The sequence below is a fragment of the Paraburkholderia heleia NBRC 101817 genome, from assembly GCF_000739775.1.
GTDB lineage: Bacteria > Pseudomonadota > Gammaproteobacteria > Burkholderiales > Burkholderiaceae > Paraburkholderia > Paraburkholderia heleia.
The window spans coordinates 25,977-42,286 of record NZ_BBJH01000013.1 but is presented as its reverse complement, the minus strand read 5'-3'; the positions used below and the strand labels follow the sequence as shown (position 1 = coordinate 42,286).

10 protein-coding genes are annotated in these 16,310 nt (G+C 66.1%); 4 read left to right on the top strand and 6 right to left on the bottom strand.

The window, feature by feature from the left end:
- The first annotated feature begins 270 nt into the window (after window positions 1-270).
- Together BHE01S_RS13295 and BHE01S_RS13290 are read left to right on the top strand one after the other, a co-directional pair.
- The gene (locus BHE01S_RS13295) at window positions 271-651 is read left to right on the top strand and encodes a hypothetical protein (RefSeq protein WP_042264960.1); all 381 of its coding nucleotides are present in this window, start codon (window positions 271-273) and stop codon (window positions 649-651) included.
- A gap of 231 nt (window positions 652-882) precedes the next feature.
- Window positions 883-2,481 carry an L-lactate permease gene (locus tag BHE01S_RS13290; protein ID WP_042264683.1) on the top strand — a complete coding sequence of 533 codons (1,599 nt, stop codon included), beginning with the start codon at window positions 883-885 and terminating at the stop codon, window positions 2,479-2,481.
- A 124-nt stretch (window positions 2,482-2,605) separates the two neighbouring features.
- Here BHE01S_RS13290 and bamC read toward each other — a convergent pair whose 3' ends face one another.
- A complete protein-coding gene (bamC, locus tag BHE01S_RS13285; RefSeq protein ID WP_042264680.1) occupies window positions 2,606-3,841 on the bottom strand; it encodes an outer membrane protein assembly factor BamC in 1,236 nt (411 codons plus the stop codon).
- A gap of 289 nt (window positions 3,842-4,130) precedes the next feature.
- Window positions 4,131-4,718: a hypothetical protein gene (locus BHE01S_RS13280; protein WP_042264678.1), complete on the bottom strand. Its 588-nt coding sequence runs from the start codon at window positions 4,716-4,718 to the stop codon at window positions 4,131-4,133.
- 120 nt (window positions 4,719-4,838) lie between these two features.
- On the opposite strand from BHE01S_RS13280, the gene BHE01S_RS13275 reads away from it, so the two are divergent.
- Together BHE01S_RS13275 and BHE01S_RS13270 are read left to right on the top strand one after the other, a co-directional pair.
- Complete coding sequence (locus tag BHE01S_RS13275) at window positions 4,839-6,587, top strand: VRR-NUC domain-containing protein (protein ID WP_042264959.1); 1,749 nt, start codon at window positions 4,839-4,841, stop codon at window positions 6,585-6,587.
- Window positions 6,584-8,875, top strand: a complete 2,292-nt coding sequence (locus tag BHE01S_RS13270; RefSeq protein WP_042264676.1) for an ATP-dependent DNA helicase — start codon at window positions 6,584-6,586, stop codon at window positions 8,873-8,875. The genes BHE01S_RS13275 and BHE01S_RS13270 overlap by 4 nt, the downstream gene beginning before the upstream one ends.
- Before the next feature lie 75 nt (window positions 8,876-8,950).
- Here BHE01S_RS13270 and BHE01S_RS13265 read toward each other — a convergent pair whose 3' ends face one another.
- From BHE01S_RS13265 to xylF, 4 genes are all read right to left on the bottom strand, one after another.
- Window positions 8,951-11,800 (bottom strand): ATP-dependent Clp protease ATP-binding subunit, encoded by a 2,850-nt coding sequence (locus tag BHE01S_RS13265; protein WP_042264674.1) that lies wholly within the window; start codon window positions 11,798-11,800, stop codon window positions 8,951-8,953.
- A gap of 500 nt (window positions 11,801-12,300) precedes the next feature.
- A complete protein-coding gene (locus tag BHE01S_RS13260) occupies window positions 12,301-13,500 on the bottom strand; it encodes a sugar ABC transporter permease (protein WP_042264672.1) in 1,200 nt (399 codons plus the stop codon).
- Window positions 13,497-15,050, bottom strand: coding sequence for a D-xylose ABC transporter ATP-binding protein (xylG, locus tag BHE01S_RS13255; RefSeq protein WP_042264670.1), 1,554 nt, complete (start codon window positions 15,048-15,050; stop codon window positions 13,497-13,499). The genes BHE01S_RS13260 and xylG overlap by 4 nt, the downstream gene beginning before the upstream one ends.
- Window positions 15,051-15,155: 105 nt before the next feature.
- The gene (xylF, locus tag BHE01S_RS13250) at window positions 15,156-16,184 is read right to left on the bottom strand and encodes a D-xylose ABC transporter substrate-binding protein (RefSeq protein WP_042264957.1); all 1,029 of its coding nucleotides are present in this window, start codon (window positions 16,182-16,184) and stop codon (window positions 15,156-15,158) included.
- Window positions 16,185-16,310 lie beyond the last annotated feature (126 nt).

The window sequence follows — 16,310 nt, the reverse complement described above, 5'->3', positions numbered from 1 at the left end:
CGATCGAGGCGACGGCACAGAACAGAAACGACACGACAGGCAACACGCCATTCAAGGCGTGCATCAGGGAAGGATGCGCGGCGCAGACCCTCACGGGCTGCGCCGCGTTTGCTTGGGGTCGACACCGACGCGGCCGCGCTGCCAGGCGAAATATTCGGTAAGCGATGCGCAACGCAAAGCGTGTTCGTACGGCGTAAGCTCACACGATCAGACGGCCCGGGCCTGAAGGCGAAGATCCTGCGCGGCCGTTCGCCACTCGCGGAGCCCGCCATGAAACGTCCGTCTGTGCTTGTGATCGCCGCCACGAGCGCGCTGCCCGCGCTTTCCGGCTGCTATTACTACGCCCCCTACGGCTACCCGCCCTACTACTACGGCACCGTGCCCGTCGCGGCCACGCAGCATGAGACCATCGTCGCGCAAACGGCGCCGAACCCGGCTCCAGCCGCCGTGCCCGACGCGCAGTATCCGGGACCGCTCTATCCCTCGCCGCCCGTTGCGATCGCCGTTCCTGCGTGGCCGGCCTATCCCGCTTATCCCGCGGCTTACCCCGCTTACTACCCTTACCCCGCGTACGGCTGGGGCTGGGGCGCGCCCGCCGTCTCGTTCGGCTTCGGCTACTGGGGCGGCGGCGGAGGGCACTGGCATCACTGACGTTCGCGCCTGGAGCCGCACCGCAAAATGCGCCACAAAACGGTGCCGGACCGTACTTTCCCTCCTTGACGCTCCCGTGTCGTTATCTATCCTCCAAGTGGGCTAGCGGGGATTGAAGCACCGCCTTAACTCGGCCGCCTGGCCACGCACCGAACTCCACAGCCGACGACGCGCCCCGGCGCACGCTGCCGCACTGCCGCGCCAATAACGAACCAGCATAAAGGAGACGTGATGTTCCACCAGCTGTTGACCCCCATTGGCAATTCGCTGCTGTTTTCGTTTCTGGTCGCCGTGCTGCCCATTCTCACCGTGCTCGCCCTCCTCGGCTGGGCACGGCGGCCCGCATGGCAGGCCTCGCTCGCGGGGCTCGTGGTCGGCCTCGCCGTCGCGATCGCCGGCTGGCAGTTTCCGGTCAATCTTGCGATCAGCTCGGTGCTCGCGGGCGTGGTGTTCGCACTCTGGCCGGTGATGTGGATTGTCGTCACGGCGATCCTGCTCTACAACATCGCGCTGCGCTCGGGCCGTTTCGCGGCGTTTCGCATGTGGCTGCTCGACAATCTGCCCAACGACCGGCGCATCGTGCTCGTCGTGGTCGGCTTCTCGTTCGGCGCGCTGTTCGAAGGGATTTCCGGTTTCGGCACGCCTATCGCCATCACGAGCTCGCTGCTCATCATGCTCGGCTTTCCGACGCTCGAAGCCCTGACCTTCACGCTCATCTTCAACACGGCACCCGTGGCCTTCGGCGCGCTCGGCGTGCCGATCACCGTGCTCGGCGCAGTCACGCACCTGCCCTCCGATCTGCTCGGCCAGATGGTCGGCCGCCAGTTGCCGTTCTTCGCGTTGCTGCTGCCGTTCTATGTCATCGCGATCTACGCGGGCGTGGGCGGCATGCTGCGCATCTGGCCGGTGCTGCTCGTCTCGGGCGGCAGCTTCGCCCTCACGCAGTTCGTCACCGCCAACTTCATCAACTACAGCCTCACCGACGTGCTCTCGTCGCTCGTCTCGCTGATCCTCACCATCCTGTTCCTGCGCGTGTGGAAGCCCGCACCCGATCCGCGCTTCACCATCAAGGTCGATCGCGCAAACGAAACGCGCGGCGCCGTGACGGGCGCGCAGGGCTGGTATCCGTGGATCATCGTCGCGGCCGTCGTGATCATCTGGACCCTCGCAAAGGTCTTCACGATCGGCGAGGTGAAAGTGCCGTGGCCGGGCCTCGACAAGGCCGTCTACATCACGCTCTACAACACGGCCTATGGCGCGATCTGGGACTTCCAGCCGCTCGCCACCGGCACGGCGATTCTCGTCGCGGCGATCATCACCGCGTTCGTCGTGCGCCTGAAGCCCGCCGATTTCGGCGTCGCGATCGTCGATACCTGGGTGCAGACGCGCATCGCCATCCTCACGGTCGCGACCATCGTCGGGCTCGCGTTCCTCATGAACTACTCGGGGCTCACCTATACGCTGGGCCTTGGCGTGTCTTCGGTCGGCGCGTTCTTCCCGCTCGTTTCGGCCTTCCTCGGCTGGGTCGCCGTGTTCCTCTCGGGCAGCGACACCTCGGGCAATGCGCTGTTCGGCAACCTGCAGGTGGTGGCCGCGAAACAGCTCAACCTCAATCCCATCCTGATGGCGGCGACCAACTCGTCGGGCGGCGTGATGGGCAAGATGATCTCGCCGCAGAACATCGCGACGGGCGTCGCGACCACGGACCTCAAGGGCAAGGAAGGCCATGTGTTCGCGAAGACGTTCAAGCACTCGATCCTGTTGACTGTGCTGCTCGGCATCCTCGTGTGGCTGCAGCAGAACGTGCTCACCTGGATGATTCCGCACTGAGTACGACGTACGACGTGCGCGTGCATGAAAAAACCCGCCTGCGAAACGCAGGCGGGTTTTTCTTTTACGGCATTCCGCCAACGAGTCCGGCCGATGCCGGCTCAGGCAAAATGCGGCGCAATGCTTAGTGCAGTTCGTCGACCACGAGGCTCATGATCTCCTGTGCCGGGCGCGACGCGTCGATCTGGCCGCTGTCGTCCACGATCGCGACGCGCGTCTGGTTGTCGGTCACGGCGCGCACGTTCAGCTTGTACTGCTTCGCGGTCTTTTCCTTGCGGCCGTGGAAGATCTGGTTCCAGAAGCCCTGTTCGTCCGAGCTGTGGTCCTTCGGATCGACGTAGCGCACGTAGTAAATGCCCTTCGTGCGGTCGCGATCGTCCACCGTGAAGTTGGCGCGGTCGAGCGCGATGCCCACGCGCACCCATGCGCGGTCGTACGGCTCGCCGAGCGTGAGTTCCGTCGAACTGTACTGGCCCGACGTGCCCTGCGCGTTCGACGAGCCGCTGCCCGATTGCTGGCCCACGGCCGCGACATTCTGCGCGGCCATGGCGGCTGCAGCGGCGTCCGGACCCTTCGACTTCGCGTCGCCCTTGCTGTTGGCCTTGGCGTCGGCTTCGGCCGCGATCTGCGCGTCGGGCACGCCCGGCTTCGCGTTCGCGAGCGTCATCATGAGGCGCTTGAGGTACTCGGCTTCGAGCGCGGGATCGTTGGGCTTCGGCACCCACTTGCTGGTGTCGTTGTTGGTGCCCGAGAGCTGTTCGCTCAGACCCTTCTGGCTGATGAACACATAGGTGCCGCCGCTGGGCGACGTTTCGAGGCGCGTGCGGTACTTGTTGCGCTCGGCGGTCACGTACGAGTTGCCCGTGGCCCATGAGAGCGTGTTGCGGATGAGGCCGTCGCTGATCTTCGGATGGGTTTCGTTCCAGTCCGTTTCCATCACGCCCTTGTCGCGCTGGTCCACCACGAGCAGGAAGCCTTGTTCCTGCCAGAAGCGGCGCACTTGCGCCCAGACCTGGTCGGGCGTGCGGCTGTCGATGACGAGCCAGCTTTCCGTGCCGTCACGCTGGATATGCATGCCCGGTACCTGCGGAACCACCTGGGTCTCGTCGGACTGCGGCGCGGCGGCCTGGGTCTGTTTGAGCGAGGACAACGAGGTCTCCCCGCCCTGTGGCGCCAGCGAGCGCTGGTCGGACGCTTCGTCGAGCATGTTCGGCGGCACGGCGAGCGACGACTGCTTCGCCTTGGCGTCACTACGGTAATCAATCTTGCCTGGCGTCGGCGCGCTGCAGCCGGCGACCAGCCCGCCCGCCATCAGAAGCGCGAGTGCGCGTGCGGCAAGACGTTGATGAAAATCACTCATGTTCGGGTAATCCCTTCGGCTACGCCACGGCCAGTTTCCGTGGATCAACCAGACATTTTACCGGTCCGGCGGCCCGCTGTGCAAAAACCGCGGGGTGGCCCTCGATCCAGTCCCGCCATCCGGCGCGCCGACGCGTGCCAGACCGCGGTCGCGACTCCCCAAACCGGCCGCGCGGCAACTTTCCTCTACATTCGATCCGACCCGGCAAACTCCCTGCCTCGCCGCCATTTTCCTTCTGGATCAATGCGCCCCGCCGGTCACGCCTGCAGGCAGCGGGCCATTCTTCGCGTCAGTCGTTCCCGGCGTTCGGGTCGGGCGTGGTCTTCGCGAGCTTCGGCGGCGCGAGCCAGCGGAACGTCGCGAGACCCGACTCGTTGAAGGTGCACTCCGCGGCCGCCGGCGTGACCACAGCTTTCTTGATGCCAAGCTTCGCGATCAGCGCCGCGACCGGCGTGGTCGGCTGGCCCCCCGGCGCGCCGCCTTGGGCAACCGGAGCGGTAGGAACCGAAATCGTGCCGGGCAGCGCAGCCGCCTGCACCGTCGGCGCCGTGACCGTGGGCGCCTCGTCGGCGCTTTGCGCCGCAGCGGGCGCCGCCGACGACGCGGCCGATGCCGCCGATGCCGCCGAGGCAGATGGAACCGAGGCAGCCGCGGCGGCCGACGCCGCGCCGTTCTCGAGTCGCCCTTCGATCACCACGCGCGCGCCGCGATAGGTCGTCGCGCTATGCGTGACTTTCAGGTCGCCGAGCGTCGTCCCGGCAAGGCGGTTACGCATTGCCTCTTCGCAGGCGCTGGTATTGCGGTACTGCGCCGCGCATCCCGCGAGCAGGGTGACGGCGGCCGCGAGGCCAGCGAAGCATGCGTTACGTTTGTTCATCGCTCATCCGATTTTCAGGCTGCGGCAATTGTAGCGTACGGGGCGGGGAATCCCTTACGGCGCTCGCGCCCCCGCGCGACCCTGCTATCATCGCCGCTGTATATCCGTACAGTGCCCGGCGTGCTCCCCGATTCTCCCGATCCGTTCTACTACCTCGCGAACTTCGAGCGTGCGCTGGCGTGGCTCGACACGCGCTGCGCCGACCTGCTCGACGACGCCGAGCGCGGCTTCGCCGACGGTTTCGCCCGGATGCCGCAGGCGTCGCGCGCGCTCTTCGTGCGCATGCTGATGCGCAAGGGACCCCATTTCCGCGTGAGCCGTCTCGCGTACGACGAGATCGGCTGCCCGCGCGCGGCGGCAGCCCCGCTCGTCGCGGCGGGCTGGCTCGACGGCACGCCCGCGCTCGATCTCGCCGCGCTCGCCGCGCTGGTCACGAAAGCGGAACTGCAGGCGCTCGCCGCGCGCCTTGGCGTTGCGCTCGAACCGCGCGCCACGCGCGCGGCAACGCTCGAGGCGCTCGACGCACATTACGCCGCCGCGCCCGAGCCGCGCGACTGGCATGCCTGGTTCCCGGCCTCGCCCGACACCGTGCTGCTGTTCGCGAGCGCCCCGCTCTGCGAGCGCCTGCGCCTCATGTTCTTCGGTAACCTGCATCAGGACTGGTCGGAGTTCGTGCTTGCCGACCTCGGCGTCTTTCGCTACGAAAGCGTGCCCTTCGATCGAGCCTCGCGCGCGTTCCAGCGGCGCGAAGATATCGACGCGTATCTGGCGCTGCGCGATTGCCGCGACGAACTCGAAAGCGCAACCCGGGACCAGGAGTTCGACGCTGCCGCTGCCGCCGCCATCGCCGCGACACTCGACACGCTCGACGCGCTGGCCCCGTGCACGCACGGCAACGCGTGGCTGCGCGCGCGCCACGACAAACTGCGTCACGCCGCGGGGCTCGCCGCCGAACGCGCGGGCAAACCGGAACTCGCGTGGCGCGCTTATCTCGACTGCGGCCATCCTGAATCGCGCTACCGCCGCGTGCGCGTGCTCGAACAACTGAACCGCCGCGAGGAAGCGCTGGCGCTCGCGCGGACCATTGCCGATGCGCCCGAAAACGAAGAGCAGGCGCAGCGCGCGGCACGCACGCTCGGGCGTCTCGCACGCACGCGGGCGAACTCGAAGACGAGCGCCGGGCGCGGGTTCGCGCAGCTCGAACTCACGCTGCCCGCGGCACCTGGGGTGCTGCGCGTCGAGGAAGCCGCGCGCATCGCACTCGCCACGCCGCAAGCGCCTGTGTTCTATGTCGAGAACACGCTGATCAACGCGCTCTTCGGCCTGCTCTGCTGGCCCGCGCTGTTCGCGCCGCTGCCAGGCGCGTTCTTCCATCCGTTCCAGCGCGGCCCCGCCGACCTGCACGCCGCCGACTTCGTCGCGCGCCGTGCTTCGCAGTTCGAAACATGCCTCGCCGAACTCGAAACGCACGCCTACCGCGACTCGATTCTGCGGCGCTATGCGCAAAAGGCCGGCACCCAGTCGCCGTTCGTCGCATGGCCCGCATTGAGCGACGAGTTGCTCGTGCTCGCCCTCGACTGCTTCCCCGCCGCGCATCTGCGCCTGTGGTTCGAGCGCCTGCTGCGCGAACCCGTTGCGAACCGTTCGGGCCTGCCGGATCTCGTGCGCTTCTGGCCGCACGAGCATCGCTACGAACTGATCGAGGTAAAAGGCCCCGGCGACCGCCTGCAGGACAACCAGCGCCGTTGGCTTGCCTATTGCGTGCAACACCGCATGCCGGTTTCCGTGTTGAAGGTGCGCTGGCCCAACCTTCCCGGCGAAGCCGAGGAAACCAGCGACAGCGCCGCCCAGGCGCCGCGCTCGTTATGAGCTACACCGTCGCCGTGCGCACGCTGTGCGAGTTCACCGCGAAGCGCGGCGACCTCGACTTGCGCTTCACGCCCTCGCCCGACGCAAGCGACGGCCGCGCCGGCCACGCGGCCATCGCCGCACGCCGGCCGCCCGGCTACGAGACCGAGATCGCGCTTTCCGGCACGTTCGGATCGCTGACCGTGCGCGGACGCGCCGACGGCTACGACCCCGCGCGCCGCAGGCTCGAAGAGTTCAAGACCTATCGCGGCGACCTCGAAGCGATGCGCGAGAACCAGCGCGCGTTGCACTGGGCGCAGTTGCGCGTCTACGGCGCGCTCCTGTGCGAAAAACTCGGCCTCGATGCACTCGAACTCGCGCTCGTGTACTACGACATCGGTTCGGGCCGCGAGACGGCGCTCGTCCAGCCTGCGAGCGCGGCGGCATTGCGCGCCGCGTTCGAAACGCAATGCCGCCGCTTCGTCGCCTGGGCCGGGCAGGAAAGCGCCCACCGCGCCGCGCGCGACGCCGCGCTCGCCGCGCTGCGCCTGCCGCATCCGCAGTTTCGGCACGGCCAGCGCGATCTTGCCGAAGCCGTCTGGCGCGCGGCGACACAGGGGCGCTGTCTGCTCGCTCAGGCGCCCACCGGCATCGGCAAGACCATCGGCACACTCTTTGCGCAGTTGAAGGCTTGCCCGCGCGCAGCGATTGACAAGGTCGTGTTTCTGAGCGCGAAAAGTTCAGGGCGTCAGTTGGCGCTCGACGCGCTTGCCAGGCTCACGAGCGCACAAGCGGAAGCCAACGCCAATGCGCAACGAACGAAGGTGCCCGTGCGCGTGCTCGAACTCGTTGCCCGCGAAAAGTCCTGCGAGCATCCCGAGGCGGCCTGCCATGGCGAATCGTGCCCGCTCGCACGCGGCTTTTACGACCGTCTGCCGGCCGCGCGTGCCGCAGCGCTCGAACGCGTGCGGCTCGATCGCGCAGCACTGCGCGAGGTCGCGAGCGAGCATGCCGTATGCCCCTACTACCTTGGCCAGGAACTCGCGCGCTGGAGCGACGTGATCGTCGGCGACTATCACTACTGGTTCGACACGAGCGCCATGCTGTTCATGCTTGCCGCGCACAACCAGTGGCGCGCGAGCCTGCTCGTGGACGAGGCACACAACCTCCCCGAGCGCGCCCGCGCGATGTATTCGGCGGAACTCGTGCAAACGCGCATCGACGCCGTGCGCCGCGGCGCAAGCGCACCGCTAAAGCGCGCGCTCGCGCGCCTGCAGAAACACTGGAACGCACAAAACGCCGTGCAGCCTGGCGCCTGGCACGCAAGCGACACCTTGCCCGCAGGCCTCGTCGCCGCGCTTGGCGACGTGATCGGGGCGATCGGCGACCAGCTCGCCGAACCCGCGCTCGTGCGCGACCCCGAACTCGAGCGCTTCTATTTCGACGCCCTGCACTTCACGCGCATTGCCGAACGCTTCGATGCGCATTCGCTCTTCGACGTCACCCCACTGGCGCATCAAAGCGCACGCCGCCCGCGTTCGACGATCGCGATCCGCAACATCGTGCCAGCGGATGCCTTGCGAGCGCGCATTGCCACGGCACACAGCATCACGCTTTTTTCGGCAACGCTCTCGCCCACGCATTACTACTGCGACATGCTCGGCCTGCCTGCCAACACGGTGAGCATCGACATCGACACGCCATTTCGCGCCGAGCAGCTCGACGTCCACATCGCCCGCCATATCTCGACACGTTATAAGGACCGCGAACGTTCGCTCGAAGCGCTGGTTGAGCGCGTGGCCGCGCAATATGCCGAACGCCCCGGCAATTATCTGTGCTTTTTCAGCAGCTACGACTATCTGCAGCAAGCCGCCGACGCGTTCGCGGCGCGTCATGCGGAGGTGGACATCTGGCTCCAGTCGCGCAGCATGGACGAGGCGGGCCAGCAGGCTTTCGTCGCACGCTTCGTGGAAGGCGGCCGCGGCATCGGTTTCGCGGTGCTGGGCGGCGCTTTCGGCGAAGGCATCGATCTGCCGGGTACGCGCCTCATCGGCACCTTCATCGCGACGCTCGGCATGCCGCAGGTGAACGCCGTGAACGAGGCGATGCGCGCACGCATGGATGCGCTCTACGGCGACGGCTTCGACTATACCTACCTGATTCCGGGCCTGCGCAAGGTCGTGCAGGCCGCCGGACGCGTGATCCGAAGCGAGCATGATCGCGGCGTCGTGCACCTGCTGGACGACCGCTTCGCGCAGCCCGGCGTGCGTGCGCTGCTACCCACGTGGTGGCGCATCGCCGCCAGTTGATCCGAACTCCTGATTATTACTCACGCTGAAAAAAGCTGGCGCACGTTGCGGTGCGCCAGCCGTTGCTCCACGCGCTCAGGCAGGCTTCGGCTTGCCGCCGCCCTTGACGCTCTTCTTCGAAGGCGGCGGTGGGTCGCCCTCCATGTCGTCGGCGGCAATTTCGTCCGCGATTTCGTCGACCGGCGCCGCCGCCGTTTTCTTCGCCTTCTTCGCCGGCTTGCTCTCCTTCACGTCGGGCGCCACGGCGACCTTGCTGATCGTGACTTCGCCGTTCGTCTTGTCGTAGCCGATCTCGACGGTATCGCCGGACTGCAGCGCGTCGCCGAGTATCTCTTTGGCAAGCCGCGTTTCCACCTCCTGGCGAATCTGCCGCTTGAGTTCGCGCGCACCGAACTCGGGCTGATAGCCGGCCTCCACGAGATGATCGACGAGCGTCTCGCCCATCAGGAGCGTGATGCCCTGCGCGGCCGCCGTGCGCGTGACGCGTTCGAGCTGGATCTGCACGATCGCGCGGATGTTCTCGCGCGAGAGCGCATGAAACACGATGATTTCATCGATGCGGTTGAGGAACTCGGGCCGGAAATGGCCCTTGAGCACCTTCATGAGTTCGGCGCGGATCGTCTTCTCGTCGAGGCGCGACTTCTCGGGGCGCTCGAGGTTGTCCATGATGATCGACGCACCGAGGTTGCTCGTGGCGATCAGGATCGTGTTGCTGAAGTCGACCACGCGGCCTTTGCCGTCGGTTAGCCGCCCGTCGTCGAACACTTGCAGCAGCACGTTGTAGACATCGGCGTGCGCCTTCTCGATCTCGTCGAGCAGAATCACGCTGTACGGGCGGCGCCGCACGCGCTCGGTAAGCTGGCCGCCCTCGTCGTAGCCCACGTAGCCCGGCGGCGCGCCGATGAGCCGCGCCACCGCATGACGCTCCATGTACTCGCTCATGTCGATGCGGATGATGGCCTGCTCGTCGCCGAACACGGTTTCCGCCAGCGCCTTCGCGAGTTCGGTCTTGCCCACGCCGGTCGGCCCGAGGAACAGGAAGGTCGCGATCGGCCGGTTCTGCTGACCGAGTCCCGCGCGCGAAAGGCGCACGGCGTCGCTCACGGCGACCACGGCGTCTTCCTGGCCTACCACGCGCTCGCGCAGCGTCGCCTCCATCTTGAGCAGCTTCTGGCGCTCTTCCTGGGTGAGATCCGCGACCGGAATGCCCGTGAGCCGCGACACGACCTCGGCGATCGACGCCACCGTGACTTCGAGCGTTTCCGAACCCGTCTTGCGCTGCCACGCCTCGGTCAGCGCTTCGAGTTTCTCCTGCTTTTCGTTGATGCGCTCCTCGAAACCCTTGGCCTCGTCGAAGCGCTTGCGCGAAGCCGCGTAGTCCTGCTCGCGCTTGAGCTGCGCGATCTCCGCTTCGAGTTCCTGCATCTCGGCCGGGCGCGAGGTCGAACCGATGCGCACGCGCGCCGCCGCCTGATCGATGAGATCGATCGCCTTGTCGGGCAAAAAGCGCGAGGTGATGTAGCGATCCGACAGTTCGGCGGCGGCCACGAAGGCGTCGTCGGCGAAGGTCACCTGATGGTGGGCTTCGAGCTTGTCGCGCAGGCCGCGCAGGATCACGATGGTTTGCTCGACCGTAGGCTCCGGCACGAGCACGGGCTGAAAGCGCCGTTCGAGCGCCGCGTCTTTCTCGATGTACTTTTGATACTCGTTCAGCGTCGTGGCGCCAATGAGACTCAACTCGCCGCGCGCGAGAGCAGGCTTGAGCACGTTGGCAATGTCGAGGCCGCCTTCGCCGCCACCCTGTCCCGCGCCGACGATCGTGTGCAGCTCGTCGATGAAGAGAATCAGCTCGTCGTGCTTCGCGCTCACCTCGTCAATGAGCTGCTTCGCGCGTTCCTCGAACTCGCCGCGGTACTTCGCGCCCGCGACCATCGAGTTGATGTTCACCTCCACGAGCCGCTTGCCGCGCAGCACCTCCGGCACGTCGCCATTGACGATGCGCTGTGCGAGCCCTTCCACGATGGCAGTCTTGCCCACGCCGGGCTCGCCGATGAGCACCGGGTTGTTCTTCTTGCGCCGCGCGAGCACCTCGATCGTGCTCTCGATTTCCTGCGCGCGGCCCAGCACCGGATCGAGCTTGCCTTGCCGCGCCATGGCCGTCAGGTCGCGGCCGAACTTGTCGAGCGTGGGCGTGCCCGTAGGCGCATCGACGCGGCCGTCTTCCGCGCCCTTGCCCACCACCTTCACGACCTTCTGGCGCAACGCCTCGGGCGTCACGCCGTACTTCTTGAGCAGCGCGCCCGCAATGCTGTCGGGCACCGCGGCGAGACCGATCAGCAGATGCTCGGGGCCGACGTACGAGTGACCGAGATCGCGCGATGCCTGAAACGCGAACTGAAACGCTTTTTTCAGGCGCGGCGAAATCGTCATCCTGTCGATGGACGCGGCGGGCGAAGCCGTACCCTTTTGCGCATGCTGATCGATATAGTCCTTGATGTCCTGCGGCGAGAGCTTCAACTCTTTCAGGAGTGCGGCGCAAACATCGGTGTCCGCGAGCACGTACAGCAAGTGTTCCGTATCGAGTTCATTGCGCTGCAGTTCATGGGCTTTTTCCGCGGCGCGCTGCAGGATTTCGAGCGTCTGCTCGCTGAACGCATCGGTCGCGTCCACGGATTCGCGCGGCACCTCGGCGGCGAAGTCGTGCTCCTCGTCGTCGCGCGCTTCCTCGCCGCCTTGTCCGCCGAAAAAGCGCGACAGGCCGCTGCCGCCCAGCAGCGAATCGAACGGGTTGAGCATGCTTTGGTGACGCATCAGCTGACGGTAGTCGTAGTCGCAGATCGACATGGACCTGCGCTGCCCGTTTTGCACGACAGTCACGCGTGCGACTGCAGGCCGGGCATTACAGATTTCGCAAAGAGTGGGCATGGTCGGCTTGTCTCCGTAGGATCGGCATCGCGCCGGCGAAGTTGGCAAGACGCTGGCACAACCTCACGGCACGATTCGGTGCAACGCGACAGCGCATGCAGCAGTTGCAGCGGTTGCACCGGTAAAGCGACAAATCGGCGAGCACGCGCGCGAACGCATTGCGGCGGCGTGCCATGGCTGACGGCGGCCTTGCGGATGGCAATGATTCGCGCACATCTCGTGCGTGCGCCGCCCTGCACAGGTGCGAACGATTGTGGCAGGAATCGATTGCCGGCGCGTCGAACATGCGCCGCCCGATGCGACGCCGCCGACCGGTCACGGGCAAGAAAAAGGGCGGGACATGAGTCCCGCCCCGAAAGCGCGCCCGGGGCGCACGAGGAGAGCAACTGCGCGTGGCAGTTATCCGCTAGCGATACGTCGCGGTGTCACGCGCGATGCGAGAACACGGTCATCCTTTTCGCAGCGATATCAGGTTTGCAATCGTGTCCGTCACGCGTTTCTCAACGGCGGTTCGAGCCCGACACCACGTCGATCCACACCGCAAGCACGAGAATGCCGCCCTTCACAATCATCTGCCAATACGCGTCCACGTCGAGCATCGACATGCCGTTGTCGAGGCTCGCCATCACGAGTGCGCCGATCAGCGCGCCGTACACGGTGCCCGAACCGCCGCGCATCGACGTGCCGCCGATAAAGCAGGCCGCGATCGCGTCGAGTTCGCCCATCGTGCCCGCCGAGGGCGAGCCCGCCGCGAGACGCGCCGTATTGACGATGCCCGCGAATGCACACATGAGGCCCATGAGCGCAAAGATGGCGAGCTTCACGCGGTTCGTGTTGACGCCCGAAAGACGCGTCGCCTCGAGGTTCGAGCCCACCGCGTAGATACGGCGGCCGAACACGGTTTGCGTGGCGATCCATGTGAAGATACCGAGCAGCGCGAGCAGCAGCAGGACGGGCACCGGAATGCCGCCGTAGCTGTCGAGCATCAGCACGAATGCAAGCAGGATCGCGCCCGCGCCGACGATCTTCATGCCGTCTTGCCAGGGCGGCACGACGCTCAGCTGATAGCGCCTGCGGTTCGCGCGCTGGCGCACCGTGAGCACGGCGAGCAGCACGAAGAGCGCGAGCGCCAGCACGTCGCCCGCCACGCGCGGCAGATAGCCCTGGCCGAGAAACACGAAGTGATCGGACACCGGCGCGATCGTCGAGCCGCCCGTGATGCCGAGCAGCACGCCGCGAAACGCGAGCATGCCGCCGAGCCCCACGATGAACGATGGCACGCGGCGGTACGTCGACCACCAGCCGTTGAAGAGTCCGGCGAGCACGCCAAGCACGAGCACCACCGGCACGGTCACGCCGATGGGCCAGCCGCGATTCACGTCGAGAATCGCCGCGACGCCGCCGAGCAGGCCCAGCAGCGAACCGACCGAAAGATCGATCTCGCCCGCGATGATGACGAACACCATGCCGCACGCGAGCATCCCGGTGATCGACATCTGCCGCAGCAAATTCGACACGTTGCGCGGCGTGACGAACGCGCCATGCGTGAGCAGCGAAAAGAACAGCCAGATCACGGCCACTGCGAGCAGCAGCGCGAGGATCTTGTAGCGCGCGAAGAGTTGCTGGAAACGCATGGCGAAGCCGTTGCCGCCTTGTGGCAGGTCTTCGCGTGCGCCTTGGGTCGTGACGTCGGGGGTCATACTGCACTCGCTGTATCGGGTTGGGCGCGCACGCTCTGGATCGCCGCGCCAAGAATGTCTTCCTGCGTGAGGTCGTCGTTGACGAAGTCGCCGCGCAACTCGCCCTCGCCGATCACGAGCACGCGGTCGCTGATGCCCAGCACTTCGGGCAACTCGGACGACACCATCACGATCGCCACGCCGCGTTTGGCCAGCTGGAAGATCAACTTGTAGATCTCGTACTTCGCGCCGACGTCCACGCCGCGCGTCGGTTCGTCGAGGATCAGCACCTTCGGGTCGGTGAGCAGCATCTTGGTGAGCACCGCCTTCTGCTGATTGCCGCCCGAGAGGCTCGCAATCGACAGCATGGGGTTCGCCGCGCGCACCGAAAGGCGCTGCATCTCCGTGCGGATCGTATCGAGCTCGGCGGCCGTGTCGATGCGTCCATGCCGGGAAAAGCGCTGCAGCACCGAGAGCGTGATGTTGTGGCCCACGCCCAGTTGCGGCACGATGCCGTGACGCTTGCGGTCCTCGGGCACCATGGCGATGCCCGCCTTGATCGCGTCGAGCGGCGAGCGGATTTTCAGTGGCCTGCCTTCGAGCAGGACCGTCGCCGTGCATGCGCCCGCGTACGCACCGAAGATCGCCTGCATCGTTTCCGTGCGGCCCGCGCCAACCAGTCCGGCCACGCCGAGGATCTCTCCGCGACGCACCGAGAACGAGACGTCGTCCACGCGCTTGCGGCGCGGGTTCGTCACGTCATGGCAGGTCACGTTGCGGGCCTCGAACACGACCTCGCCGATATCGTGCGGCTCGCGCGGAAAGAGATTGCGGATCTCGCGCCCCACCATCATCGCAATGATGCGGTCGGTGGTGAGCGTCGCCATCGGCTCGGTGGCCACGTGACGGCCGTCGCGAATCACGCTCACCGTGTCGCACACGGCCTCGACTTCGTCGAGCTTGTGCGAGATGTAGACGCACGCCACGCCGCGGCGCTTCAGGTCGCGCACGATGTCGAGCAGGATCTTCGTTTCCGCCGCCGTAAGCGACGACGACGGCTCGTCGAGAATCAGCAGCTTCGCGCGCTTGTTCAGCGCCTTCGCGATCTCGATGAGCTGTTGATGGCCGCCGCCGTAGTTCATCACCGGCTGCGCCACGTTGATGGCATCGATGTTCAGCTCGCGCAGCAATGCGTCGGCGCGCTGGTACATCGCCGCGTAATTCATGCGGCCGCCCGGGAGCGTGATCTCGTTGCCGAGAAAGATGTTCTCCGCGACCGACAGCTCGGGCACGAGCATCAGTTCCTGGTGGATGATGACGATGCCCGCGCGTTCGGTGTCGCGCACGCTTTGCGCTTCGAGCGGCGCGCCTTCCCAACGGATCTCGCCGCTCCAGGTGCCATGCGGGTACACGCCCGAGAGCACTTTCATGAGCGTGGATTTGCCGGCGCCGTTCTCACCGCACAGGCCCACGCATTCGCCGGGCCGCACCGTGAGGTCGATGCCGTCGAGCGCTTTCACGCCCGCAAAGGACTTGACGATGCCGCGCATCGTCAGCAAGGGTTCGGTCATACGCTGGTTACTCGCTGCGATGGCCCGCACGCGACGCAGTGATCACATCCGTGACCACTTTCGTGGCCACACTCGTGTCGCGCGCGGGCCGTCAGGCCATAAGCGTTACTGGCTTGCCAGTTGCGCCTGCGTGTAGAAGCCGTCCTTCACGACGACGTCCACGTTGCTCTTCGTAAGCAGCGTCGGCTGCAACAGCACCGTATCGACCTTCTTCTTGCCGTTGTCGTACTGCGCGTTGTACGCGGGCTTCTGGCCCTTCGCGAGATCGACAGCGAGCTTCGCGGCTTCGCTCGCGATGAGCTTGAGCGGCTTGTAGACCGTCATGGTCTGCGTGCCCGCCACCACGCGCTTGACCGCGGCGAGGTCCGCGTCCTGGCCCGAGACCGGCACCTTGCCCGCGAGATGCTGCGCGGCGAGCGCCTGGATCGCGCCACCGGCCGTGCCGTCGTTCGAGGCGACGACTGCGTCGATCTTGTTGTTGTTCGCGGTGAGCGCGTCTTCCATGATGCGCAGCGCCGTCGAAGCGCTCCACTCCGGCACCCACTGCTGGCCGACCACCTTGATGTCGCCACGGTCGATGGCGGGCTTGAGGACCTTCAGTTGTCCTGCACGCAGCATCTTCGCGTTGTTGTCGGTGGGCGCGCCGCCCAGCAGGAAGTAGTTGCCCTTGGGCTGTGCGTCGTAGACGCCCTTCGCCTGGAGTTCGCCCACCTTCTCGTTGTCGAAGGAAATGTACGCGTCGATATCGGCGTCGAGAATCAGGCGGTCATACGAAACGACCTTGATGCCTGCCTTCTTCGCTTCGGCGACAACATTGCCGAGCGTCTTCGAGTTGAACGGCACGATCACGATGACGTCGACGCCACGCGAAATGAGGTTCTCGATCTGCGAGATCTGGCGTTCTTCGCTGGCGTCAGCCGACTGTACCGACACCTTCGCACCCATCTTTTCCGCGGCAGCGACGAAATAGTCGCGGTCGCGCGACCAGCGCTCGACACGCAGGTCATCGATACAGAAGCCGATCTCGGGATGATCCTTGCTCGCATGCGCAAGCGGGGCGGCAAGTGACAGGCTCGCGAGCACGGCTGCGCACACGAGCGAACTCAGAACCGAACGACGTTTGGTGAAATTCATGTCTCCATACTCCTCTTGATGCCGATACGCAGGCACGCGCGAACGCGTCGCCGCCGCGGCGATGGTTTTCAGGTTGTTGCCGATGCAATTGCGGAACACACGCAAAACGGCACAGCGTGCGGTATA

Coding starts and splice junctions, on each gene's coding strand:
- BHE01S_RS13295 (WP_042264960.1), top strand. CDS start 271: ATGAAACGTCCGTCTGTGCTTGTGATCGCCGCCACGAGCGCGCTGCCC.
- BHE01S_RS13290 (WP_042264683.1), top strand. CDS start 883: ATGTTCCACCAGCTGTTGACCCCCATTGGCAATTCGCTGCTGTTTTCG.
- bamC (WP_042264680.1), bottom strand. CDS start 3,841: ATGAGTGATTTTCATCAACGTCTTGCCGCACGCGCACTCGCGCTTCTG.
- BHE01S_RS13280 (WP_042264678.1), bottom strand. CDS start 4,718: ATGAACAAACGTAACGCATGCTTCGCTGGCCTCGCGGCCGCCGTCACC.
- BHE01S_RS13270 (WP_042264676.1), top strand. CDS start 6,584: ATGAGCTACACCGTCGCCGTGCGCACGCTGTGCGAGTTCACCGCGAAG.
- BHE01S_RS13265 (WP_042264674.1), bottom strand. CDS start 11,800: ATGCCCACTCTTTGCGAAATCTGTAATGCCCGGCCTGCAGTCGCACGC.
- BHE01S_RS13260 (WP_042264672.1), bottom strand. CDS start 13,500: ATGACCCCCGACGTCACGACCCAAGGCGCACGCGAAGACCTGCCACAA.
- xylG (WP_042264670.1), bottom strand. CDS start 15,050: ATGACCGAACCCTTGCTGACGATGCGCGGCATCGTCAAGTCCTTTGCG.
- xylF (WP_042264957.1), bottom strand. CDS start 16,184: ATGAATTTCACCAAACGTCGTTCGGTTCTGAGTTCGCTCGTGTGCGCA.